18 protein-coding genes are annotated in these 23,245 nt (G+C 65.5%); 6 read left to right on the top strand and 12 right to left on the bottom strand.

Going from position 1 to position 23,245, the window contains the following annotated elements; all coding sequences use genetic code 11:
• Nucleotides 1–56: 56 nt before the first annotated feature.
• The gene (locus DBO33_RS36375) at nucleotides 57–1,538 is read left to right on the top strand and encodes a DHA2 family efflux MFS transporter permease subunit (RefSeq protein ID WP_107659080.1); all 1,482 of its coding nucleotides are present in this window, start codon (nucleotides 57–59) and stop codon (nucleotides 1,536–1,538) included.
• Between the two features lie 122 nt (nucleotides 1,539–1,660).
• The gene (locus DBO33_RS36370) at nucleotides 1,661–1,987 is read left to right on the top strand and encodes a hypothetical protein (protein WP_107659079.1); all 327 of its coding nucleotides are present in this window, start codon (nucleotides 1,661–1,663) and stop codon (nucleotides 1,985–1,987) included.
• Between the two features lie 24 nt (nucleotides 1,988–2,011).
• Here the strand turns inward: DBO33_RS36370 and DBO33_RS36365 are convergent, their stop codons facing one another.
• The 6 genes from DBO33_RS36365 to DBO33_RS36340 form a co-directional block, all read right to left on the bottom strand.
• Nucleotides 2,012–3,697 carry a molybdopterin-dependent oxidoreductase gene (locus DBO33_RS36365; RefSeq protein WP_199856861.1) on the bottom strand — a complete coding sequence of 562 codons (1,686 nt, stop codon included), beginning with the start codon at nucleotides 3,695–3,697 and terminating at the stop codon, nucleotides 2,012–2,014.
• Between the two features lie 114 nt (nucleotides 3,698–3,811).
• A complete protein-coding gene (locus DBO33_RS36360) occupies nucleotides 3,812–4,492 on the bottom strand; it encodes a transcriptional regulator (RefSeq protein ID WP_107659077.1) in 681 nt (226 codons plus the stop codon).
• Between the two features lie 280 nt (nucleotides 4,493–4,772).
• Nucleotides 4,773–6,566, bottom strand: coding sequence for an AMP-dependent synthetase/ligase (locus DBO33_RS36355; RefSeq protein WP_107659076.1), 1,794 nt, complete (start codon nucleotides 6,564–6,566; stop codon nucleotides 4,773–4,775).
• A 119-nt stretch (nucleotides 6,567–6,685) separates the two neighbouring features.
• Nucleotides 6,686–7,600, bottom strand: a complete 915-nt coding sequence (locus tag DBO33_RS36350) for an alpha/beta hydrolase (protein WP_107659075.1) — start codon at nucleotides 7,598–7,600, stop codon at nucleotides 6,686–6,688.
• A gap of 14 nt (nucleotides 7,601–7,614) precedes the next feature.
• On the bottom strand, nucleotides 7,615–8,445 hold the full coding sequence (locus DBO33_RS36345) for an SDR family NAD(P)-dependent oxidoreductase (RefSeq protein WP_107659074.1): 831 nt from the start codon (nucleotides 8,443–8,445) through the stop codon (nucleotides 7,615–7,617).
• On the bottom strand, nucleotides 8,442–9,974 hold the full coding sequence (locus DBO33_RS36340; RefSeq protein WP_107659073.1) for a flavin-containing monooxygenase: 1,533 nt from the start codon (nucleotides 9,972–9,974) through the stop codon (nucleotides 8,442–8,444). Before DBO33_RS36340 ends, DBO33_RS36345 begins: the two co-directional genes overlap by 4 nt.
• 68 nt (nucleotides 9,975–10,042) lie before the next feature.
• Here DBO33_RS36340 and DBO33_RS36335 point away from each other — a divergent pair, with 68 nt between their 5' ends.
• The 4 genes from DBO33_RS36335 (at nucleotide 10,043) to DBO33_RS36320 (ending at nucleotide 15,729) form a co-directional block, all read left to right on the top strand.
• Nucleotides 10,043–10,675 carry a TetR/AcrR family transcriptional regulator gene (locus DBO33_RS36335; RefSeq protein WP_107659072.1) on the top strand — a complete coding sequence of 211 codons (633 nt, stop codon included), beginning with the start codon at nucleotides 10,043–10,045 and terminating at the stop codon, nucleotides 10,673–10,675.
• Between the two features lie 161 nt (nucleotides 10,676–10,836).
• A complete protein-coding gene (locus DBO33_RS36330; protein WP_107659071.1) occupies nucleotides 10,837–11,454 on the top strand; it encodes a LysE family translocator in 618 nt (205 codons plus the stop codon).
• A gap of 29 nt (nucleotides 11,455–11,483) precedes the next feature.
• A complete protein-coding gene (locus DBO33_RS36325) occupies nucleotides 11,484–14,957 on the top strand; it encodes an aminotransferase class I/II-fold pyridoxal phosphate-dependent enzyme (RefSeq protein ID WP_107659070.1) in 3,474 nt (1,157 codons plus the stop codon).
• 10 nt (nucleotides 14,958–14,967) lie between these two features.
• Nucleotides 14,968–15,729 carry an SDR family NAD(P)-dependent oxidoreductase gene (locus tag DBO33_RS36320; protein ID WP_107660897.1) on the top strand — a complete coding sequence of 254 codons (762 nt, stop codon included), beginning with the start codon at nucleotides 14,968–14,970 and terminating at the stop codon, nucleotides 15,727–15,729.
• A gap of 199 nt (nucleotides 15,730–15,928) precedes the next feature.
• Here DBO33_RS36320 and DBO33_RS36315 read toward each other — a convergent pair whose 3' ends face one another.
• The 6 genes from DBO33_RS36315 to DBO33_RS36295 form a co-directional block, all read right to left on the bottom strand.
• Nucleotides 15,929–17,095 (bottom strand): DUF7373 family lipoprotein, encoded by a 1,167-nt coding sequence (locus DBO33_RS36315; RefSeq protein WP_159080699.1) that lies wholly within the window; start codon nucleotides 17,093–17,095, stop codon nucleotides 15,929–15,931.
• A gap of 109 nt (nucleotides 17,096–17,204) precedes the next feature.
• Nucleotides 17,205–17,717 carry a hypothetical protein gene (locus DBO33_RS43265; protein ID WP_159080698.1) on the bottom strand — a complete coding sequence of 171 codons (513 nt, stop codon included), beginning with the start codon at nucleotides 17,715–17,717 and terminating at the stop codon, nucleotides 17,205–17,207.
• Between the two features lie 13 nt (nucleotides 17,718–17,730).
• Nucleotides 17,731–19,020, bottom strand: coding sequence for a hypothetical protein (locus tag DBO33_RS36310; protein ID WP_234391240.1), 1,290 nt, complete (start codon nucleotides 19,018–19,020; stop codon nucleotides 17,731–17,733).
• Nucleotides 19,021–19,023: 3 nt separating this feature from the next.
• Entirely contained in the window at nucleotides 19,024–19,323 is a 300-nt protein-coding gene (locus tag DBO33_RS36305; RefSeq protein WP_107659068.1) for a WXG100 family type VII secretion target, read from the bottom strand.
• Nucleotides 19,320–19,661, bottom strand: coding sequence for a WXG100 family type VII secretion target (locus DBO33_RS36300; RefSeq protein WP_107659067.1), 342 nt, complete (start codon nucleotides 19,659–19,661; stop codon nucleotides 19,320–19,322). Before DBO33_RS36300 ends, DBO33_RS36305 begins: the two co-directional genes overlap by 4 nt.
• Nucleotides 19,662–19,780: 119 nt before the next feature.
• Nucleotides 19,781–23,245: multifunctional oxoglutarate decarboxylase/oxoglutarate dehydrogenase thiamine pyrophosphate-binding subunit/dihydrolipoyllysine-residue succinyltransferase subunit (locus tag DBO33_RS36295; RefSeq protein ID WP_234391239.1), on the bottom strand; the 3,465-nt coding region annotated here is incomplete at its 5' end.

Here is a 23,245-nt window from a genome sequence, read left to right as displayed (position 1 = left end):
GCACCGACTTCGTTCGCCCGTCAGCGGGAACCTCCGAGATAGGAACTGTCGAATCCATGACCACTCAACGCAATCCGTGGCTGGCGCTCACCGCGCTGGTTGTCGGCTTCTTCATGATCCTGCTCGACATGACGATTGTCGCGGTCGCCAACCCGGCCATCATGGAGGATCTGCACGCCGACATCTCCAAGGTGATCTGGGTGACCAGCGCGTACCTGCTGACCTACGCGGTGCCGCTGCTGGTCACCGGCAGGCTCGGTGATCGCTTCGGCCCCAAGAACATCTACCTGATCGGCCTGACCGTGTTCACCGCGGCGTCGCTGTGGTGCGGCCTGTCCGGCACCATCGGCATGCTGATCGCCGCGCGGGCCGCCCAGGGCATCGGTGCCGCGCTGATGACGCCGCAGACCATGGCGGTGATCACCCGTACCTTCCCGCCGGACAAGCGCGGCGCGGCCATGGGCCTGTGGGGCGGCGTGGCCGGGCTCGCGACACTGGTCGGGCCGATCCTCGGCGGGGTGCTGGTCGACGGCCTCGGCTGGAAGTGGATCTTCTTCGTCAACGTGCCGATCGGCATCGTCGCCTTCGCGCTGGCCGCCTGGCTGGTGCCCGCGCTGCCGACCAACCGGCACAAGTTCGACATCCCCGGCGTGCTGCTCAGCGCCGTCGGCATGTTCCTGCTGGTGTTCGGCATCCAGGAGGGCAACAGCAACGACTGGTCACTGCGGATCTGGCTGGTGATCGGTGCCGGCGTACTCGTGCTCGCCGCCTTCGCGGTGAACCAGGCGCGTAATACCGGCGAGCCGCTGCTGCCACTGAAGTTGTTCAAGGAACGCAACTTCGCGCTGTCCAACACCGCCATCGCCGCGATGGGCGCCACCGTCACCGCGTTCAGTGTGCCGTCCTACTTCTATCTGCAGGCGGTGCGCGAGATGTCGCCGACCGAGTCGGCCCTGGTGTTCGCGCCGATGGCGATCGTCACCCTGGTGTTCGCGCCGTTCGTAGGCCGGTTCGCCAACCGCCTGCACCCGCGGATCCTGCCGACCGCCGGGTTCGCGTTGTTCGCGGTGTCGGTGTTCTGGTTCTCGGCGCTGATGACGCCGGATGCGCCCGTCATCTGGTTCCTGGTGTCCGCCGCGCTGGCCGGTTTCGCGAACTCGTGCATCTGGGGTCCGCTCGCGACCACCGCCACGCACAACCTGCCGGTGCAGCAGGCCGGTGCGGGTGCGGGCGTCTACAACACCACCCGCCAGGTGGGTTCGGTGCTCGGAAGCGCGGCGATCAGCGCCTTGATCGCCGCCCGGATGTCGGCCAACGGACTGGGTGGCGGCAAAGTAGCCGAAGGTGGTGCCGGCCAAGGCCCCATCCCCGAATTCGTCAAGGAATCGTTCAGTACCGCACTGGGCCAATCAATGCTGCTACCGGCGGGCATCCTGCTGATCGGCGTTATCGCCTCGGCCCTGTTCATTCGGCACGGCAAAGCTCCGGTGGCCGACGCGAAGGATGCGCCTGCCAAAGCGGAGTCGCTGACCGGCTGACAATTCGGTGCCACTGCGCCGCACGGACATTCGTTTCGTGGGCGCAGTGCCGCTCGCGGACCGTAAGCTGTCCGCACGTCGTTGCCGAACGCGGCGTGGGAGCCGGTGGGGGTTGTTCAGGTATGGCAGAGAACTATCGCGTCGTTTTCCCGGACGGGTATCACGGCCGACGGGAGGCGGAGACCGCGGACAAGGGGTGGCTCGATGTCGAAGTCGCGTTCGCCGACGGCTCGGTATTCCCGGTCTCCTTCTATGACCCGGCTCGATTGCGGCAAACCATCGAAGACGAGATCGCCGGTGGCAGTCTCTATTTCACCGAACCGAATCTGGTAATTCTCAAAAAGGTCACCACCTCGAACATCGAACTAGCGGTGAAAGACATGGTCGATACCGGTTTCTTCGACAGCATCGAGGCCAGAGACGGATTCTCCGGCGATTCCGGCCAGTGAACAGCGCGGACAGTTCGCCGTGGTTCAGTTGACCTGGAAGGTGACCGAGGGGTAGCCGGTGGCGCCGTCGGGGACCACGTCGCGGCGTTCGGCGGTTTGCAGCTCGCCGGTGCCGTCGGTGGTGCGGGCGCGCAGGGTGTGCGGACCCGGGGCGGCGTCCCAGTCGAAGGTCCATTGCCGCCAGGTGTCGATGGAGTGTTCTTCGGCCAGCCGGGCGGGCTGCCATGGGCCGTTGTCGATCTGCACTTCCACGGTGCGGACGCCGCGATGTTGCGCCCAGGCGACGCCCGCGACGACGGTGCGGCCCTGCTTGATTCGGCCGCGGGGACGCGGGGTGTCGATGCGGGTGCCGGTCTTGACCGGGCCCAAGGCAGACCACCCGCGACGAGTCCAATAGGCGGTGGCGCGATCGAAACGGGTGACCTCCAGTTCGGTCACCCACTTCGTCGCGGAGACATAGCCGAAGAGTCCGGGGACCACCAGCCGGGCGGGATAGCCGTGCACCACGGGCAGTGGTTCGCCGTTCATGCCGACGGCGAGCAGGGCGTCGCGGCCGTCGGTGAGCACCGACAGCGGAGTGCCCGCGGTCCAGCCGTCGGTGCTGTGCGAGAGCACCATGTCCGCGTCGGGGTGCGGACCGGCTTCGGCGAGCAGTTCATCGAGCCGGTAGCCGAGCCAGCGGGCGTTGCCGATCAGGTCGCCGCCGACCGGATTCGACACGCACGCCAGCGTGACCAGCCGCTCGACGGCCGGTCGATTCGCCAAATCTGCCCAGGTGAGCCGGATTTCCCGGTCCACCATGCCGTGGATGCGCAGCGACCAGTCGTCCTTGGAGACCTGCGGCACGATGAGCGCGGTGTCGATGCGGTAGAAGTCCGAGTTGGCGGTGAGGTAAGGCGTGAGGCCGGGGACCCGCAGGTCGGCGCCCGGCGCGATCGGCACCTCCGGCGCAGTCGGCTGCGGTAACTCGACCGCCGCTCGCTCGCCCGACACATCGCTGCGCCGCACCCCGAACAACCGTCCGCCGACGCCGGTGACCACCGCCAGACCGCCTACCACCAGCAGGCCTTGCAGTACCTGCCGTCGCTCCGGAGTCGCGGCCGCCCGGCTCGCACCGACGGGATCAGCGGTTGTCGCACTCGCGCCGGCGGGATCTGACGTTGCCGCACTCGTATCGGTGGTGGTTGCGCCGTCCGCAGAGCTGCTCGCCGGTGCACCGGCTCCGCCGGCGGATTCGCTATCGGCGCGCCGACTTCCACTCCTCGTGTCGCTGTCGAACTCCTCCTGCGCGGCGTCGATCCGCCGGGTCAGAAACCGCAGTGCGTAGATACCCACGCCCACACCGACTATGGTCGGCAGCGCACCGGACGCACTGGTCCGTGCGACCGCCGCGAAGACCGCGACCACACCGAAGACGGCCAGGATCGCCGAACCCGCTGCCCGCGAAGTGCGTTCGACCGCACCCGCAATCGCGGCGACGACCACCGCGACCACCGCCATGCAGGCGTACAGCACCGCCTTGTCACTGGTGCCGAAAGTGCTGATGGCCCATTCGCGAATGCCGTCGGGCGTGTGGTCGACCACGGTCGCGCCGAGGGCATTGAGGGGTGCGCTGTCGGCGCCGAAGAACGCCGCGAGCAGCTCCGCGACGCCGAGCGCCACCGCTGCCGAGACGATCCCAGCCGCGACCCGCACTCGCAGATTGGCCATGAACTCGAGCGTACTGCCGAGCCGCCCGCAGAATATGACCAATCAATGACGGCGATAGCGCGGGAAATCGACCAAGATCATGGGGAACTGAGCCCGGCGCCTCTCGCGCGATACCTACACCACTTCCCCTTGATCTTGTTCTTCGGCGAACTCGTCGGCGAGGGTGTTCCAGAACATGAGTTCGTAGCTTTGGAAGAGGCGGGCGTAGAGGTGTGCCTCGTCGGTGTTGAGGCGTGCGGAGTCGATGCCGGCTTGGATGGCGCGCAGCGCTTGCTGTTCGACCTCCGGGGCGTCCGCGGCGAAGTGGTCGAAGAACGCGCAGGCGGCGTCGTCGAAGCCGTAGTGCTCGCGCATGGCCGCGGCGACGTCGCGGCAGTAGCGGCCGAAGGTGGCGAGATTCGCGAAGATGCCCGCGGCGACCGCGGCCGGTTCGCCGTTCAGCGCCAGCCAGGCCATGTAGGCGGCATACGCTTGGCAGCCCGCGCGCGGCAGTTCGGTGCCCGGGTCCCGTCCGGCCGCCACCACCAGTGCGTGCAACATCTCCTGCGCCTGCTGTTCGCCCGGCGCGAGCATGCCGAAGAAGGTGCGGGAATGCGGGTGGTCCGCCCGGGCCGCCAGCGCGTGGAAGCTGCGCCAGTCGCTGCTGGTGATCCGCCACTCCTCGGTGGCGATCGCGGCGAACACCGCCCGCGCCGCCTTACCCGTGGTGATCAGCGGTATGAGTCGATTGTCCGCGTCCCGCGGCGCCAGTTCCGCCTGGATCATGGCGAGCAATTTCCTTGCGCCATCAGTCATTTCAGCAACCTCCGGTTCGCGATGGGGTTGCTCCATTGAAACCCGAACAGCAGTCGGTGCGACGCAAAAGGCCGAAAAGTCTTCTCGCACGAGAGGACTCGGGCTGAGCCGCGAGGGAACTCGGGCCGAGCATCGGATCGCGACGCGAGTGGCGGCTGTGATCCGGTGAGTGCAGAGCTAGCCCACCGGCAGCCAGAGCCGACCGGATCGCCGCCTGTACATAGCCGAAAGGCGCCGCACGCGAGGAAACCTCGCGGGCGACGCCTCCAGGCGGTTCAGCTCAGCTGTAGATCTTCGCTACATCGTCGGCGTGCTGCTTCATCACGACCGCGCGCTTGAGCGACAGCTTCGGGGTGAGTTCGCCACCCTCCTGCGTCCAGTCGACCGGCAGGATGCTGACCTTCTTGATCCCCTCGGCATGCGAGACCTTCTTGTTGGTCTCGGCGACCGCCGCGTCGATCTCGGCGACCAGCTCCGGGTTCTCGATCAGCTTCTCGATCGGGGTGTCCGCGGGCACGTTGTGGTTCTTCTGCCAGCCCGGCAGCGCCTCCGGATCCAGCGTGATCAGCGCGGCGATGAACGGCTGCCCGTCGCCGACCACCATCACCTGACTGATCAGCGGGTGCGCCCGCAGCGAGTCCTCGAGCAGCGCGGGGGACACGTTCTTGCCGCCCGCGGTGACGATGAGTTCCTTCTTGCGGCCGGTGATGGTGATGAAGCCGTCCGCGTCGATGGCGCCGAGGTCGCCGGTCTTGAACCAGCCGTCCTGGAAGGCTTCCTCGGTGGCCGCCGGGTTACCCCAGTAGCCGTCGAACACCACCGAGCCGCGCAGCAGCAGCTCGCCGTCCTCAGCGATCTTGGCGGCGTGGCCCTGGATCGGCTGACCCACCGAACCCACCCGGATGTTCTCGGGGGTGTTCACGGTGATCGCCGCGGTGGTCTCGGTGAGTCCGTAGCCCTCGTAGATGGTGACGCCGACGCCGCGGAAGAAGTGGCCCAGGCGCGCGCCGAGCGGGCCGCCGCCGGAGACCGCGGCGTCGCACTGGCCGCCGAGCGCGGTGCGCAGCTTGCTGTAGACCAGCTTGTCGAACAGCGCGTGCTTGAGCTTGAGCACCAGCCCGGGACCGCCGTTGTCGATCGCCTCGCTCCACGCGATGGCGGTGTCCGCGGCGGCGTCGAAGATCTTGCCCTTGCCGCCGTCGTGCGCCTTCTGCTTCGCGCTGTTGAACACCTTCTCGAACACGCGCGGCACCGACAGGATGAAGTGCGGCTTGTACGTGCCGAACTGGTCGACCAGGGTGGACCAGTCGGAGGTGTGCGCGACGGTCACCTTGGCGTCGAACGCGACCAGCGCGACCGCGCGGGCGAAGACGTGCGCCAGCGGCAGGAACATCAGCGTCTTCTTGCCCGGCCGGATGAAGGTGGCCAGCGCGATCCCGTCGGACCTGGACTCGGCGTACAGGTTGGCGTGGGTGAGCATGACGCCCTTGGGGCGACCGGTGGTGCCGGAGGTGTAGATAAGGGTGGCGGCCGAGGCGGCGTTCACCTGCTTGCGCCGGTCGTGCACGAGCTGGTCGTCCAGCTCGGCGCCGCGGCTGATCAGCTCGTCGACGACACCCTTGTCGATCTGCAGGGTCTCCTTCAGCTCCGTCAGCGCGCCCGCCTCGATCTCATCGATGGTGGCGCGGTGCTTGTCGCTGTCGACGATCAGCAGCTTGGTGGCGGAGTCCTGCAGGATCCACTTGGCCTGCTCGGCCGCCGAGCTGTCGTAGATGGCGACGGTGCAGCCGCCGACGGCCCAGATGGCGAAGTCGAGCACGGCCCACTCGTAGCGGGTGGGGGCCATGATGGCGACCCGGTCACCGAGTTCGATGCCCGAGGCGATCAAGCCCTTGGCGACGCCGGTGACGGTCTTCGCGAACTCCGCGGCCGTCACATCCCGCCAGCCACCGTTGCCGGCCGGCACATTGAACAGCACCGCGTCGGGCGACTGCTCGGCATGCCGGAAGACGTTGTCGGAATTGTTCGCGTCTTCCGGAATGGTGTAGGAAGCCGGGACTTCGAACTCTCGCATCAGTGCCCTTCCACGTGGGTTTACTCGTCAGTAATCTACGACACCTGTGTCAGGGCCGTGAGGTCGACCACCAGAAACGGATCCGTGCGTAACACCCGAGCTACGGACCCGCTTCGTAGTTATCCTAAGTCCCGGACATCCGCCGGTTGAATCGCTTCCCGCAGGAACGCGGCCAGTTCGCTGAGCGCCGCGGCGGCGGGGGCGACCAGTGCGGCCTGGAGTTGCGCAACGTGCCACAGGCCGTTGCTCTCGGTGAATCGCACCGTTACCCCGGCAGCGCGTAGTGCGGCGACCAGGTCCCCGCATTGCCCGTGCAGCAACTCGTCGACGTCGACCTGGACGTAGGTCGGCGGCAACCCGACTAATACGCCGGTGAGCGGCGCGTAACCAGGATCACTCGAGTCTCCGTCGCCGAGATAGGCGGCGGCGCAGGCGCGCGACCACAGCCGGTTGATCACCAGGTCGCCGTCGCGTTCCGGGATCTGGTTCGGGTCGGTCCACGGCGCGATCAGGCCGAGCGCGGCCGGAGTGTGCCCGTGCCGGGCGATCAGCCGCTGGGCGGTGGCGAGCGACAATCCGCCGCCCGCCGAATCACCGGACAGGGCGATCTGGTCCGGGCGGTAGCCCGCACTCTCCACCAGCTCGAGGAACGCCGCCTCGGCGTCGTCGAGCGCGGCGGGGAACGGATGCTCCGGAGCCAGTCGGTAGTCGGGAACGTAGACGGCAGCACCGGTTTGGTGCGCGAGCCGGGCGGCCAGCGATCGATGGGTGGCCGGCGAGCCGACCGCGTAACCGCCGCCGTGCAGGTAAAGCACCGCGCCGGTGGGCGTCGGGGTGGCCGTGAGGCGTTCGGCGGGCCTGCCGCCGAGTCGAATCCGTTGCACGGTGGTGCCCGCGGGCACCAATTGCGCTACCGAGCCCAGTTCGAGCAAGCGGCGCTGCAGCCACCACGGTGCTCGCTGGTTCAGCGTGGCACGGAAGATGGGACGCAGCACCGCTCGTGCGACGGGCATCGGAAGGTTGAGATCCCGCATGGGTCAAACTCGAATCAGGGTAGGAACGGGCGATTCACGACGGCGGCGATGCGCTGGTAACCGGAGGCGGTGACCCGGACGAACACGTCGAGCAGCTTGGCCTCCCAGCCGATCAGCACGCGCCCGTGGCCCTTGCGCACGCCTTCGGTGATGGTCTGTGCGGCCATTTCCGGTGTGTGCATGGCCAGCTTCGCGTCGAACATCGAGGCGGCCTTCTTGCCGTCGATGCCCTCGGCCCAGGTGGCGTTGCGCGCGACGGCGGTCTTGATGCCGCCGGGGTGCACGCAGGTGACCTTGACCGGGTGCTTGCCGACCAGCATCTCCTGACGCAGCGACTCGGTGAACCCGCGCACCGCGAATTTGGCTGCGTTGTAAGCACTTTGGCCGGGCACCGCGATCAGCCCGAACAGGCTGGACACGTTGACCACGTGTCCGTCGCCGGACTCCATCAGGAACGGCAGGAACGCCTTGGTGCCATTGACGACGCCCCAGAAGTCGACGTCCATGATGCGCTCGATGTCCTTGAACTCGGACTTGATCACGTCACCGTGGTAGGCGATGCCCGCGTTGTTGTAGACCTGGTGCACCTTGCCGAAGTGGGCGTGCACCGCGTCGGCGTAGAGCAGCACGGCCTCGCGCTCGGCCACGTTGATCCGATCGGATTTCACCTCGGCGCCGAGCTGTTCGCAGCGGCGCACGGTCTCGGCCAGACCGTCGGTGTCGATATCGGACAGCGCGAGTTTGGCGCCGCGCTTGGCCAGGTTTTCAGCGAGTGCGCGACCGATACCGGAGCCTGCTCCGGTGATCACACAAACCTTGTCGACGAAGTAAGCGTCTTTGCTCACTGTGCTCCCACTTTCACATCGGCTCGGGACGTTTTGGTCGTTTCATAGGCGGACAAGTCGAAATTCTTGGTGAGCCTACGGAATTCGAAGGTGAAGTCCGGCCACAGCGTGGTGTTGTTGCCGTGCTTGTCCAGGTACCAGCTGGCGCAGCCACCATTGATCCAGACGCTCTTGCTGAGCTTGCGCTGCAGGTCCACGTTGTATTCGTCCTGCACGTCGCGGCGCACCTCGACGGTTTTCAGGCCGAGCCGATCGACGGTGGCCAGTGCGTCGGCCACGTAGTTGAGCTGCGACTCGATCATGTACACCATCGAGGTGTGGCCGAGGCCGACGTTCGGGCCGAGCAGGAAGAACATATTGGGGAAGTTGGCGATGGTCGCGCCCTTGTAGGCCTGCTGACCGATCTCGTCGAACACCTCGCTGAGCGTGCGACCGTCGCGACCCGAGATGGTCTCGTAGGTCGGCGAATCGGTGACGTGGAAGCCGGTCGCCACGATGAGCGCGTCGATCTCCCGCTCGGTGCCGTCCTCGGTGACGATCGAGTTCGCCCGCACCTCGGTGATGCCGTCGGTGACCACGTCGACGTTGTCGCGGCTGATCGCGGGGTAGTAGTTGTTCGAGATCAGCATGCGTTTGCAGCCGATCCGGAAGTTCGGCGTCACCTTGGCGCGCAGTTCCGGATCGGGGACCTCGTACCGCAGCTTGGCCCGGGCGATCAGCTCGAACGCCTGCATCAGCGCGGGGAACTTGGCCAGGCCGACCACCTGGGTCTCGCGGGCGGCGTAGATGGCGGCGCGGGACAGCCGCTGGAAGCCCGGCACGTACTTGAAGGCGAGGTGTTCGGCCTTGGTGTACGGGCGGTCGATGCGGGGGAGCAGCCAGGGCGCGGTGCGCTGGTAGACGTCGAGGTGGGCGACCTTGTCCGCGATGGCGGGCACGATCTGGATGGACGAGGCGCCGGTGCCGATGATCGCGACGCGTTTGCCAGTCAGGTCGGCGTCGTGGTTCCATCGGGCGGAGTGGAAGATCTCGCCCTCGAAGTCGTTGATGCCCTTGATATCCGGCAGCGCGGGCTCACAGAGCGCGCCGATCGCGGAGACGAGGGTGTCGGCGACGAAGCTGCCCTTGGACGACTCGACTTCCCACTCGGCGGTGTCGTTGTTCCACCGTGCGCTGGTGACGTCGCAGTTGAAGACGTGCTTGTCGAGGACCTGGTACTTCTCGGCGACGCCCTTGATGTACTGCTGGATCTCGCCTTGGCGGGAGAACGAGCGTGACCAGTCCGGGTTGAGTGCGAACGAGTAGGAGTACAGGTGCGAGGGCACGTCGCAGGCGGCGCCGGGGTAGGTGTTGTCGCGCCAGGTGCCGCCGACATCGTTACCGCGTTCGAGCACCAGATAGTCGTTTCGACCCTGCTGGCTCAGGCGGATGGCTAGGCCTAGGCCCGAGAATCCGCCACCGATGATGATCGTCTTGACACGGCGGACGGGCCGGTCGCCGACAGCTTTGTCTGTAACCTTGCGACTCATATAACCGAGCGTAGAGGCTTATTGAGCAGCAGTCAACAGTATTGAATCACGTTCAGTAGGATGTCGGTGTGAGTAGCAGTCGTTCCGGTTCAGGAGAGACCAAGCGCGTCCGGCTCAGCCCGGACGAGCGCCGACTACAACTGATCACCCTCGGTGCCGAGATGCTCGCCGAGCGGGCACTGGAAGATATCTCCGTCGAGGACATCGCCAAGCAGGCGGGCATCTCACGCGGCCTGCTGTTCCACTACTTCGCCTCGGTGAACGAATTTCATGAGGCCATCGCCCGGCAGGTCAGCGCCGAGTTCCTGCTCGCGACGGCGCCGGACCGCAGCCTCGGCCTGTTCGACATGCTGCGCGACTCGGTCGAGCGCTACGTCGACTACGTCGAGCAGAACCGGGCCGCCTACCACGCGATCCTGCGCGGTCCGTCGAGCTACAACCCGGGCATGGTCACCTACGTCAACGAATCCCGCAGCGCCATCGCCGAACTCGTACTCACCGAGATTCCGATCCCGCCGGACGATCCCGATCGGCCGCGGCTGAAGCTGGCCATTCGCGGGTGGATCGCCTTCGTGGAGGAAACAATTCTCACCTGGATGAGCGAAAAACCCATTCCGCGGGCGCAACTCATCGAATTGCTGGTGGAATCGCTACCCGCGCTTGCGTTGAGCCCGGAACTTACCGCTGCATTGCGCGCCTGAACAACCCCCCGACCGGGGGCAAGTTGTTGTCATGCTGCACCCAGAATTCCTGTCATGACGTCTGTCGGGTGACGAGATAGCGTTTATCCCAATGCCTTCCGAGCGCATTGCGGCGAAGCCCGCCGCCGGATACAGGGAGTTCAGGGGGAGGGGACCCAACGATGTCCTCCATCACGCAATACGCCGCGTTCGCCGGGGTGATGTTGGTGGTGTCGGCGTCCCCCGGGCCGGACCTCGCGGTGATCATGAGCCGGGCGCTGAGCGGCTGGGCGGCCGGTGCGGCGGCGACGCTCGGGGTGGCGGCCGGGATGTTTCTGTGGGTGCTCGCGGCGGTGACCGGGGTGTCGGCTCTGCTCGCGACGTCGTCGGAGGCGTTCACCGCGGTGCGGCTGCTCGGGGCGGCGTATCTGATCTTTCTCGGGGTGCATGCGCTGGTGCAGGCGCGGCGGACAACCGGCGACGTGTTGCTCAGACCTGTTGTGGCGCAGGGTTTCCGGCGTGATCTGGGCCGTGGTTTCGGTAGCAGCATCCTCAATCCCAAGACGGCGGTCTTCTTCGTCGCGCTGATTCCGCAGTTCATTCCGGACGGGGCGACGGTGACTGACGCGGTGGTGCTCCCTTTGGTTGCGGTGGCAGTGGTGACGGCGTGGTTCCTCTTCGTCACGAGCGTTGTGACGTGGCTGCACGCGCGGTTCGCGCAGGCGCGGACACGGCGGCGGATCGATACGGGGGTGGGCGTTGCGCTGGTGACCGTCGGAGTGGGAGTGGCCCTTCAGTAGGTAGCGCGGCGAAGGTTCGACGCGACGATATGACGACTGGGACAAAACAATTGAGCATGTTCAGCAATGACACCATCGGTCTCGACAACAATTCGCTGCATCGCGCTTATCGGTCCGGTGCTTTCGTGGCTCGGGTGGACTGGGAGCCCCTTGTAGTTGCGGTGGCATTGCATGCGCTGCTCGATCGGGTATTCAGCGCGCGGGCCAGTATTGTGATCGCGACTTCGGCGCGGCTGCGGATGGTCGATGTGTCCGGCGTCGATGTCGAGCGGCATACGCTGGCGGATCTGTGTGCATTGATCAAGGCTTCGCCGGTAGTGCGTGCGGTCGATGTCGCGGCGGGACATCTTGTTTCCGATGTCGAACCGGCGCGGCACCTCGAGTTGATCGAGCGGTTCCGGCCGCTGACCGCGGTGCACATCGGTAGCGGCGAAATCAGTGTTGCCCTACCGCAAGACGGTGATGTCGAGGTGCGCGAGGTCGTCGAGGTGATGTCCGGCGCGTGGGCTCAGGGGGTTTTGGCTCGGGCGGAAGTGGTTCTGCAAGAAGCGTTTACCGGGCCGAGTCTGGAGAAGCGAATTCGGGCCGACGAGCCGGACCTGTTCGTCACCCGTTTCGTGCAGATGGCTCGCGACTACCCGTCGCGGATTGCCATCGAAACGGCCACCAAGGCGATCTCCTACGCCGAACTGGATCACACTGCCGACGGTATCGCCGCCGACCTCGAGCAGCGCGGCGTGCGGGCCGGCGAGACGCTGCTGCTCGTGCCCAACCGGGATGAGACGCTCGTCGCGACCTTCGTGGCGGCGCTCAAGTCCGGGATCACCGTATCGATCGCGGATCCCGAGGCTCCCACCAGCTATATCGAGGAGTGCGCGCGGGTCGCGGGCGCCGATCATGTGGCCGATCTCGCCGGTGTGGGCATCGCGGGGGCGTTCACGTCGCTCGGGCTCGAATCCGCCGTCGAGCCCGGTCGATACGAGGTTGAACGGTTCCGGCGCGACGACTGCGCGATCATCACCTTCACCTCGGGGACCTCCGGGACGCCCAAGGCGGTGCGTGGACGGTACGGCTCGCTCACCTACTTCTTCGATTGGATGGACAGTCGATTCGGCTCGCTGCGCGGCGCCAGGTTCGGTATGTGTTCGAGCATCGGTCACGACCCGTTGCAGCGGGACATCATGACTCCGCTCTACCTCGGCGGCACCATCGTGGTGCCCGAGCATCGCAATTCGACTGTCACCGAGGCTTTTCCGCGTTGGCTGGCCGAGCATCGGGTGCAGGTCGTGTGCGTCAATCCGGCGGCGATCCGGCTGCTCGCGGGTGCCGAAGATGCTTTGTCGGAGCTGGCTGCCGTCTTTCTCGTCGGCGCGGCGCTGACCCGTGCGCAGGTGAAGACGGTGGCCCGGGTCGCGCCGGGCGCGCGCATCGTGAATCTGTACGGCTCTACGGAAACACAAAGGGCCGTCGGCTATTTCGAGGTCGACACCAGTGCCGCCGGGTTGGCAGGGGTGCCCGAGGTCATTCCGGTCGGTTCGGGCATGAAGGACGTCGACGTTCTCGTTGTCACGCCGGGACGCCGGGTCTGCTTGCCGTTGCAGACCGGGCAGATCGTGGTGCGCAGTTCGCAAGTCGCGCTGGGTTATGCGGGGGATGCCGAGCTGACCGCGACGAAGTTCTGTAGCGGAATACCGGAGGGCAGCATGATTCCCGCTTATCTGACCGGCGACCTCGGTTATCGTTCGCCCCGCCACGGGGTGATGTTCGGGGGGCGCGCGGATCAGCAGGTCAAGATCAACGGCTACCGCATCGAGCTCGACCATATCTCGGAGAAGTGCCGCACCATGCCCGCGGTGAAGGATGCGGCCACCATCGGGTTCGAGCTCGACGGCGCCACGGCGCTGGCGGTATTCCTCGTTCCCGTGCATGATTCGATCCGGTTCGAGCCCATGGCCTTTCGGGCCTCGCTTGCGGCGCGGGTGCCGAAATACATGCTGCCGCAGCGCGTGCTGACGGTGACCGGTATGCCGATGACGCGCAACGGGAAGGTCGATGTCGCGGCCTTGCGTGCGATGTTGTCCGCGCCGAGGCCGAGTGGGGATGCCGCGGCCACGGGTACCGAGGCGCAAATCCGTGACTATCTGCGCTACGCAACGGGACTCGATGAGCCCGACATGAATGCGCCGTTCGACGCCCTCGGAATCGACTCGCTCCGGTTCGCCGCGCTGCTCAGCAGGGTTGCCGGGCCCGGAGCGTCGCGGGCCGGTATGACCAACGCGCTCACCGCCGCCGAGCTGGTGCAAGCTCTCTTCGATACCGGAGCTCGCAAGGTGGCCACCCCGCCGTCCAGTGCGCCGACGCCGGCGCAGCTCGATGTGCGCGCGCTGCTCGGGCCCGCCGCGGAGGTCAGCGAAACCACGATCCATTTTCGCGGTCGGCGCTTCGATCATCTGTGTTCCAACAGCTATCTCGGCCTGAACTCTCACCCGGATATTCGGGCGGCGATGGTCGAGTTCGCCCGGAGTTCCACGACTTTCGGCTCACACGGGTCCGGTGCGATCAATGGTTACACCGTCGTACATCAACGATTGACCGATGCACTGCGGGCCCTGCTGCAATGCGAGGCCATCACCCTGTACAGCTCCGGATATTTGGCGAACGTCTCCGCCATTCCCGCGATCGCCGGGCCCGACGACGCGTTGTTCATCGATGAGCGGTGCCATCGCTCGCTGCTGGACGGCTGCCTGCTCAGCGGTGCCGCGCTGCACATCTATCGGCACAACGACCCCGATGACCTGCGTGCACAGCTGCAGCGCTTCCCCACCCGCGGACGGCGAGTCGTCGTGTGCGAGGCGATCTTCGGCGTCGGCGGGGACATCGCCGACCTGCCCGGCCTCGTCGCCTGCGCCCGGGACGCGAACGCTGTGCTGTTCGTCGACGAGGCGTCCTCGGTGGGCCAGCTCGGTCCGGGTGGGCGTGGTATCGAAGCGCACTACGGAATGCCCGGAAGCATCGATGTCCGGGTCGGCTCGCTCGCCAAGGCGTTCGTCGGTGGCGGCGGGTTCGTCACCAGCTCAGGCGCGTACGCCGAGCAGCTGCGCCGGCATCGCGGGGCTACGTTCTCCACGGTGATCTCGCCGATGGCGGCAGCGCTGGCCGCCGAATCCGTCGAACTGCTGCTGCGCGAGGGAGATAAGTTGACGGAGCGGCTCGCGACGAATCGAGCGACGTGGACGACCGCGCTGCACTCGGCCGGATTCGATACCGGTGTCTCCGCGACCGCGATTGTGCCGCTGCTGTTTCCGGACGCCGCGGATACCGCCCGCTGGTTCCATGCGGCGCTGGATGCCGACGTGTTCTTGTTGCCGCTATCCGGCGCGTGGAGTTCGCGGCCTGGTGGTGCGTTGCGGTCCACGGTAACCGCGGCACACGACCCCGAAGTGCTCATCGATGTGGTGGAACGATTGCGGCAAGCGGGTTCTCGCCTGGCTGCGGCGGAATAGGTTGGACAGCATGGGAAATCGTTCGGTTCACGTAGTGGTCGGTGGGACCAGGGGGATCGGCGCCGCGACCGTCGAACTGCTCGCCGCCGACCCACGCAACCACGTCGTGTTCTGCGGACGGGACCGCGCCGCCGGGCACGCGCTGTGCGAAAAGCTCGGCGACAACGTCGAATTCATCGCCGCCGACGTCACCCTCCCCGCCGACGTCGACTCCTTCTTCGACGCCGTCGAGAAGTACGCCACCGACTTCGCCGGCGCCTTCAACGCCGCAGGCGTGATCGGCACCGACACCATCCTGCGCGGCGCCCGCTTCCACGACTCCACCGAAGCCCAATTCGACACCGTCTTCGACGTCAACGTCAAAGGTCTCTGGCGCTGCCTCCGCCACGAACTACGCATAATGTCCGCCAACGCCACCGGCGCCATCGTCAACTGCTCCTCGGTAGCCGGCCTCCGCGCCGCCGACAGCCTCTCCGTCTCCTACACCGCCAGCAAACACGCCGTAGTAGGCCTGACCCGCGCCTTAGCCGCCGAATACGCCCGAGACAACATCCGCATCAACGCCGTCTGCCCCGGCGTCATCGACACCGACATGCTCGGCGGCCTCCACATCCAACTCCTCACCCACCTACGCACCAAAAACCCCACCGCCCGCATCGGCACCCCCGCGGAAGTCGCCGCAGTAGTTGAATTCCTACTCTCGTCCCGAGCGTCCTACATCAGCGGCTCCGCAATCCCCATCGACGCCGGCGGTTTATACGGAGCCCTCTGATCCCTACCTACGCCAGGCTCCAGCCCCCGAGGTGCCCAACCCCCGTAACAACGACTCAACGCACGAAACACCCTCTTGACGCACGCTGCAACCGTCGTCAAGAGCCAGCTCCATAGGTCAAGTCACCTTTGGCCCAATGGTCTTGGACTGCGGAACCTGCTCTAGTGGTTGGCCGGGGTGGCGGGCGCGGCCACATGGATCATCGGGCTGCGGCGAAGGCGCGCTGTTGTTCGGTCGTCAGGTCGTGCGCCTGGGTTTCGTTGTCGGCCCAGATTTCGCCGACGTAGGTGCCTTCCGATACGACGCAGTGCCAGCTATTGCTGCCGGCACCGGCGATCGACCAGCAGCGCGAGGCTGCTGCGGCTGATGGGCTCGCCGCGGGGAGGAGCATGTCGTTCCGAATTCTGCGGTAGCGAACGGCGGATTCCGCTAATGCGTTCGCGAGCTGTTGAGCTGCTTCTGGGTCACGGGTGCGGTAGGTATAGGTACCTCGAACGCCCATGGCCGTCATACCGACATCCTGAAATATTTTCAGCGTGCTGAGCTGATCGTATGCGAAAAGCGCTGCGCCACGGGGGCCGTAAGCACCGGACTCGGCGGATTCGTCGCCGATGGACAGCGCATACATCCCGGCCGGATCGGTGGGTAGCTCGGCAAATTTGGACTCCTCCGTAGGAGCGAAGGAGTCGAGCAATGGGCGTTGCAGGTCAGCAGCTCGTATCGTCGCCGCCGTCGCTTCTGCCTCGGTCCTCGCGGACACGATGGTGAAGATGACGAACTTGTCATGCGGCGTGAAGGCCATACTTTCGACGCGGTCGGTTCCACTGGAAATACTGTGGAGGTTGTACAGGCTGAACTGCGTATCAGGAGCGTCCGGCAGTGAAACAGCGTGGCGCGACTCCGTTTCCAGCATCCCCCGCGATGTCAATGCCGCGTGAGCGAGGGCGTCGGCGGCGCGGGTTGCCGACGACTTGTCCGGAAATCGCATGACGCCGTGTGTGAAAACTTTATTGAATGAGGTACCCGGTCTATCAGAGCTCGAGGTGATGAATCCGGTCAAAAGGCCGTTCCTCGTTGCGGCATCCCGGATGACATCGTTGTGCCCGACACTGACCAACAGCATCGACCTGGTCAGCACCCCGGAGACGCCCGGATAGACGAGCGCCGGATCGGTCTCAGCCGGCAACACGAGCGCCTCAGCCATCCGCGTCCCCTCGGCAAGCGCACCGACACGCTGGTCCGCAGGTCGGTTGCCGGTCGTGGACTTGATTTCGGAGGCAACCCCTTGCCGATGCGAATCCTCGGACGAGCAGGCGGTCAGCGTGAGCACGGCGGCAACGACGGCCGCCCGCAACAAAGGATGCACCGTGACATCGTTGCAAACCGGGCTCGCTAGGGACGGTTGGGCCTCGGTGTAGATCTCGGGTGGTGACAGGCCGGTCGTCGACGAAGCAAATCGTTCTCGATCTCGGCTATCAGCTGTTGATATCGTCCGAATCGTAGTCAATGTCGAGATCGGCCGGTTTGGGTGGCCAGGGTGGCGCTATGATTCGGTTTCCGGTCCATGGATCAACCTGAACAACGGGATACTTCGTCTGATCTACTATGCCTGACCGGTCAAATAGCAACGTATCGTCTGAGTAAATTGCAACAGAAACGTCCGGATGTCGGTCGGAAACAAACATGTTCCATCCATTTCGGAAGCCCAGCCGTAGGCTGCCGACCTTGAAAAAGACTGCGGCGACGATTGGTGCCGAAAGGTTTCGCTCGACCTCGGTTGTCGGCCAGTGAGTGATTACGTGTCGGTTGGGATCATCTCGAGACAACGACCTCGGTGACAGCTCGGCACTGTAACCGGCGACGATACGGAACGGGGGATCCAGCAACAGCTCGAAGTTGTCCGAGCCCCATGCGATATGAGTAACCTGGCTGTGCCGCAAAGGGCGCAACAGCCACCGGTCTTCGTATTCCGTAATCTCCTGATTCATTTCAGCCCGCCTGTTATCTATCCAATTCTTCGCGTATATTACCGATGCTGTCGTCGGAGGCGGTGCCATCTGGCTTCTTTACGTAGACCTCTCCAGTTTCCAAATCTACCACGACATCTGGGTTTCTATTGGCGCCGTCTCCGCGCCATCCGCTATACGATTTTATGCGATGGATTGCATCTTTTACATCCTTCACCGGAACATCGTAGTAGCTGGCAATTTTGTTGATCTTCGTCGTTTGCGAAGCTGTCGTAAATGCACCGCTGGGATTGCTCGGATTGATGTCGTCGGAATCATCGATAAGCACGCGCATCGCGATGATGGAGGCCAGGGAGGTGAGGGTGGTGCCTAGGTCGGGGACCTTGTCGAAGGATTTGATTACGCCGACGGCTCCGGCGGCGGCGGTGGCCAGGCCTACTGCTTTGAGGAGATTGCTGCCCTGGTAGACGGTGCGGATTGTGTTGATGGTGTTGGTGACTATGACGCCGACACCACCGGCTCCTGCTGCGGCGCTGCCACCGAAGGTGAAGAAGGCGGCGGCCGCGGCGGCGACTACGGTGAGGCCGATGGCCCATTCGGCTTGGGTGATCGAGGATTCGATGTTTCCGCGGACTTGGACGGTGCCCGCGTGGTAGTCGGCGACCGGCGCGGCGAGGTTTTGGGTTGCGGCTGCGACCTGGGTTGCGCCGTTGCGCAGAGTTTCGAGGTGGTTCAGCAGCGGGGGGAGGTTCGTCTTGTCTTTGATGTTGTCGAAAAGTCCAATGATCGTGGTGATTCGGGCTGCGGCGCCGGTGACGGTCTCGTGGTTGGCGAAGGTTGTCCAGGTGGACGAGGCCTTCTCGAGTTTCTTGATGTCGCCGTTGGGTAGCTTTCCGAACTTCTCCAGGATCTGCGCGATCAAGAGATCGAAGAGTTCCTGAACTCCACCGTGGTGTTCGATGCCGATTCCGTTGTCGCGCACCGAGGTCGGGATGGTGACCTGGTATTGCGGTACCTCGCGAACATCGGGGCGGGCGGGTGGCGGATTGCTCTTGTTGCCGATGCCGTAGTTGTAGCCGGTCGCGTACAGCACGTAGCCGAAGTTGGTGAGGGCATCAGCCAGGTTCGTGCACGACTGCATGGTGTCGCGTGCGGTGCGGTCGTACTTCTCGCCCCATTCTTTGCAGCCGGGTGCGTCGCCGGCCATGCCTGCGCACTCGCCTTTGACGGCGTCGTGCACCAGCTTGTCGGCCTGGCGCAGTTCGGTGGCGAGATCGTGGCATTTCTTGGCGGCGTCGTAGTAGGTCTGCCAGTCGATGCGCACGGCTCAGCCCCCTTGCAGCATCTTGCTGTTGAGTTCGATCGCTCGGGTATAGCGGCCGTGCGCCTTTTTCGCCGCATCACTCATCTCGCGCACCCCCTCGACGAATTCGCGTGCACCGGTGGCCCATTGACGGTGGGCGTCGGAATAGGCGTCGGCGGCAACACTTTCCCACCCGGTGCCGTGCAGCGCCGCGACGCGGTCGTCGATTTCATCGAGGTGCTCGGCGACGAATCCGGCCAGTCCGGCGAGCCGGGCGACGATCTGATCGAGGTGTTCCAAGTCGACCGAGAATTCTGAGCTCATGGCAGGTCCAGGGTGGACGTGTTGAGCGCTGCGGCGTTGTTTGTATCCCGAGCCTGATACGTGTCGGCGGTGACGCCGAGTTTCTCCGCCATGCCGGTCAAGGCCGACATGATCGCAACGCCTCCGTCTCGCACGTCGGTCCAGCCGTTGGCGAACTCGGTGGCCGAGTCGCCGGTCCAGCTTCCGTTGGTCAATCCGTCCACGTCTTTGGCGGCAGCATCCAACGCCGATCGCAAAGCCTCGGCCAACTCGTAGACGTACTTCCCGACGTCACGCACTTGCTCGGGAACGACCGAAACCTGCTGGCCGGATGTTGTCGGCGTACCCCCGTCGCTCATGGTGGCGAAGTTTACTGACGGCACTGTGCACTGTCGACCACGGAAAATGCCGGACGCCGGGTCGGATTCGCTCGGGGAGGAGCGGATTCGACCCGGCGTCCGGGGGCAACGGTGAACTGTTAGCTGGTCGGTTCGAAGGCTTCGGCGACGATCTCTGCTTGCTCTACCGCGTGCACCTTGCTGGAACCCGAGGAGGGGGCCGACATGGCGCGGCGGGAGATGCGGCGCAGTTTGCCGAGGCGGTCGGGGAGGACCTCGGGGAGGTTGAGGCCGAAGAAGGGCCAGGCGCCCTGGTTGGCCGGTTCCTCCTGGACCCACACGATGTCGGTCGCGTTGGTGTAGCGGTCGAGCGACTCGTTCAGGCGGTAGGTGGGCAGCGGGTAGAGCTGCTCGATCCGCACGATCGCGACGTCTTCGCGCTTCTGCTTCGCCTTTTCGGCGGCCAGCTCGTAGTAGAGCTTGCCGCTGGTCATCAGGATCCGCTTCACCTTGCTGCGGTCGCCGATGCCCTGCTCGTAGGCGGGCTCGTCGAACACCGAACGGAACTTGCTCTCGGTGAAGTCCTTCAGATCCGATACGACGGCCTTGTTGCGCAGCATCGACTTCGGGGTGAAGACGATCATCGGGCGGCGGATGCCGTCCAGCGCGTGGCGGCGCAGCAGGTGGAAGTAGTTCGCCGGGGTGGACGGCACGGCGACCGTCATCGAGCCCTCGGCGCACAACTGCAGGAACCGCTCGATCCGACCGGAGGTGTGGTCGGGACCCTGACCCTCGTGGCCGTGCGGCAGCAGCAGCACGACGTCGGAGAGCTGACCCCACTTGGCCTCACCGGAGGAGATGAACTCGTCGATGATGGACTGCGCGCCGTTGACGAAGTCACCGAACTGCGCCTCCCACAACACGAGTGCGTTCGGGTTGCCCAGCGAGTAGCCGTATTCGAAACCGACGGCGGCGTATTCGCTCAGCGCCGAGTCGTGCACCGCGAACCAACCGGGGTTGGTGCTGCCGATGTTGTGCAGCGGGGTGTACTCCTCGGCCGTCTTGCGGTCGATGATCACCGAGTGCCGCTGGGTGAACGTGCCGCGGCGCGAGTCCTGACCGGTCAGGCGCACCGCGCGACCCTCGTCGATCAGCGTGCCGAAGGCCATCAGCTCGGCGAAGGCCCAGTCGACCTTGCCCTCGTAGGCCATTTCGCGGCGCTTCTCCAGCACCGGCTTGACGCGCGGGTGCACGTTGAAGCCGTCGGGCACGTGCAGGAACGCGTCGCCGATGCGTTGCAGCACAGCCTTGTCCACGGCCGTCTGCACGGTGGTCGGGACCTTCTGGTCGTCCTCGACCGACTCGCTCGGTTCCGGCGTGTACTTCTCCAGCTCGCGGACCTCGTTGAACACCCGCTCCAGCTGGCCCTGGTAGTCGCGCAGCGCGTCCTCGGCCTCTTTCAGCGAGATGTCGCCACGGCCGATCAGGCTCTCGGTGTAGGCCTTACGCACCGAACGCTTGGTGTCGATGACGTCGTACATCGACGGCTGGGTCATCGACGGGTCGTCGCCCTCGTTGTGGCCACGGCGCCGGTAGCAGACCATGTCGATGACGACGTCCTTGCGGAACTTCTGCCGGAAGTCGACCGCGAGGCGAGCCACCCAGTCGCAGGCCTCCGGGTCGTCACCGTTCACGTGGAAGATCGGCGCGCCGATGAACTTCGCGATGTCGGTGGAGTACTCGGTGGAGCGGCTGTTCTCCGGCGCGGTGGTGAAGCCGATCTGGTTGTTCACCACGATGTGGATGGTGCCGCCGACGCGGTAGCCGCGCAGCCCGGACAGGTTCAGCGTCTCGGCGACCACACCCTGACCCGCGAACGCGGCGTCACCGTGCAGCATGAGCGGCATGACGGAGTAGCCGTCCGGACCGTCGCCCTTGTCCAGCAGGTCCTGCTTGGCGCGGACCAGACCCTCGAGCACCGGGTCGACCGCCTCGAGGTGCGACGGGTTGGCGGTGAGCGAAACCTCGATCTCGTTGTCGCCGAACATCTGCAGGTAGGTGCCGTGCGCGCCGAGGTGGTACTTCACGTCGCCGGAGCCGTGCGCCCCGGCCGGGTTCATGTTGCCCTCGAACTCGGTGAAGATCTTCGAGTACGGCTTGCCGACGATGTTGGCGAGCACGTTGAGGCGACCGCGGTGCGGCATGCCGATGATGACCTCGTCGAGGCCGTGCTCGGCGCACTGGTCGATGGTCGCGTCCATCATCGGGATGACGGCCTCGGCGCCCTCCAGCGAGAAGCGCTTCTGCCCGACGTACTTGGTCTGCAGGAAGGTCTCGAAGGCCTCCGCCGCGTTCAGCCGGTTCAGGATGTACTTCTGCTGTGCGACAGTCGGTTTGACGTGCTTCTGCTCGACCCGCTCCTGGATCCACTGCAGCTGCTCGGTCTCCAGGATGTGGGTGTACTCCACCCCGACGTGCCGACAGTAGGCGTCGCGCAGGACCGAGAGGACCTCGCGCAGCTTCATCTGCTCCTGGCCGTGGAAGCCGCCGACGTTGAACGTGCGGTCCAGGTCCCACAGCGTCAGGCCGTGCTGGGTGACGTCGAGGTCGGGGTGGCTGCGGAACTTGTCCTTGACCAGCCGCAGCGGGTCGGTGTCCGCCATCAGGTGGCCGCGGTTGCGGTAGGCGGCGATCATCTCGAGCACGCGGGTGCTCTTGTCGACGCCGCGTTCGCGAATGTCCTTGCGCCAGCGCACCGGCTCGTACGGCACGCCGAGGCCGTGGAAGATCTCGTCGTAGAACTCGTCGGAGATCAGCAGCTGGTGGATGGTGCGCAGGAAGTCACCGGACTCCGCACCCTGGATGATGCGGTGGTCGTAGGTGGAGGTGAGCGTCATCAGCTTGCCCACGCCGATGTCGGCGATGCGCTCGTCGCTCATGCCCTGGAACTCGGCCGGGTACTCCATCGCGCCCGCGCCGATGATGGCGCCCTGGCCCGGCATGAGGCGGGGCACCGAGTGCACGGTGCCGATGGTGCCGGGGTTGGTGAGCGAGATGGTGACGCCGCTGAAGTCGTCGGCGGTGAGTTTGCCGTCGCGGGCGCGGCGCACGATGTCCTCGTAGGCGGTGTGGAACTGGCCGAAGGTCATCGACTCGGTGCCCTTGATGGCCGCGACGACCAGCGATCGGCTGCCGTCCTTGCCGGGCAGGTCGATGGCGAGACCGAGGTTGGTGTGCGCCGGGGTGATGGCGTTGGGCTTTCCGTCGATCTCGGCGAAGTGCCGGTTCATGTTCGGGAAGGCCTTGATGCCCTGCACGATCGCGTAGCCCAGCAGGTGGGTGAACGAGATCTTGCCACCGCGGGTGCGGGCCAGGTGGTTGTTGATGACCAGCCGGTTGTCGATCATCAGCTTCGCCGGGATGGCACGCACGCTGGTCGCGGTCGGGATCGACAGCGACAAGGCCATGTTCTTGGCGACCGCGGCGGCGGCGCCACGCAGCACCTTGGCCTCGTCGGCCGGGGCGTCCGTCTTCGGGGCACCGGAGGTGGGCGCCGCGTTGGAGGTCGGCGCGGGCGTGGTCTGCGGCGTGCGCGCGGTGGTCTT

This window comes from Nocardia suismassiliense, assembly GCF_900269665.1.
In the GTDB taxonomy this organism is placed as follows: Bacteria; Actinomycetota; Actinomycetes; order Mycobacteriales; family Mycobacteriaceae; genus Nocardia; species Nocardia suismassiliense.
This window is presented reverse-complemented; position numbering and strand designations above follow the sequence as displayed.

Coding starts and splice junctions, on each gene's coding strand:
- DBO33_RS36375 (WP_107659080.1), top strand. CDS start 57: ATGACCACTCAACGCAATCCGTGGCTGGCGCTCACCGCGCTGGTTGTC.
- DBO33_RS36370 (WP_107659079.1), top strand. CDS start 1,661: ATGGCAGAGAACTATCGCGTCGTTTTCCCGGACGGGTATCACGGCCGA.
- DBO33_RS36365 (WP_199856861.1), bottom strand. CDS start 3,697: ATGGCCAATCTGCGAGTGCGGGTCGCGGCTGGGATCGTCTCGGCAGCG.
- DBO33_RS36360 (WP_107659077.1), bottom strand. CDS start 4,492: ATGACTGATGGCGCAAGGAAATTGCTCGCCATGATCCAGGCGGAACTG.
- DBO33_RS36355 (WP_107659076.1), bottom strand. CDS start 6,566: ATGCGAGAGTTCGAAGTCCCGGCTTCCTACACCATTCCGGAAGACGCG.
- DBO33_RS36350 (WP_107659075.1), bottom strand. CDS start 7,600: ATGCGGGATCTCAACCTTCCGATGCCCGTCGCACGAGCGGTGCTGCGT.
- DBO33_RS36340 (WP_107659073.1), bottom strand. CDS start 9,974: ATGAGTCGCAAGGTTACAGACAAAGCTGTCGGCGACCGGCCCGTCCGC.
- DBO33_RS36330 (WP_107659071.1), top strand. CDS start 10,837: ATGTCCTCCATCACGCAATACGCCGCGTTCGCCGGGGTGATGTTGGTG.
- DBO33_RS36325 (WP_107659070.1), top strand. CDS start 11,484: ATGACGACTGGGACAAAACAATTGAGCATGTTCAGCAATGACACCATC.
- DBO33_RS36320 (WP_107660897.1), top strand. CDS start 14,968: ATGGGAAATCGTTCGGTTCACGTAGTGGTCGGTGGGACCAGGGGGATC.
- DBO33_RS43265 (WP_159080698.1), bottom strand. CDS start 17,717: ATGAATCAGGAGATTACGGAATACGAAGACCGGTGGCTGTTGCGCCCT.
- DBO33_RS36305 (WP_107659068.1), bottom strand. CDS start 19,323: ATGAGCTCAGAATTCTCGGTCGACTTGGAACACCTCGATCAGATCGTC.
- DBO33_RS36300 (WP_107659067.1), bottom strand. CDS start 19,661: ATGAGCGACGGGGGTACGCCGACAACATCCGGCCAGCAGGTTTCGGTC.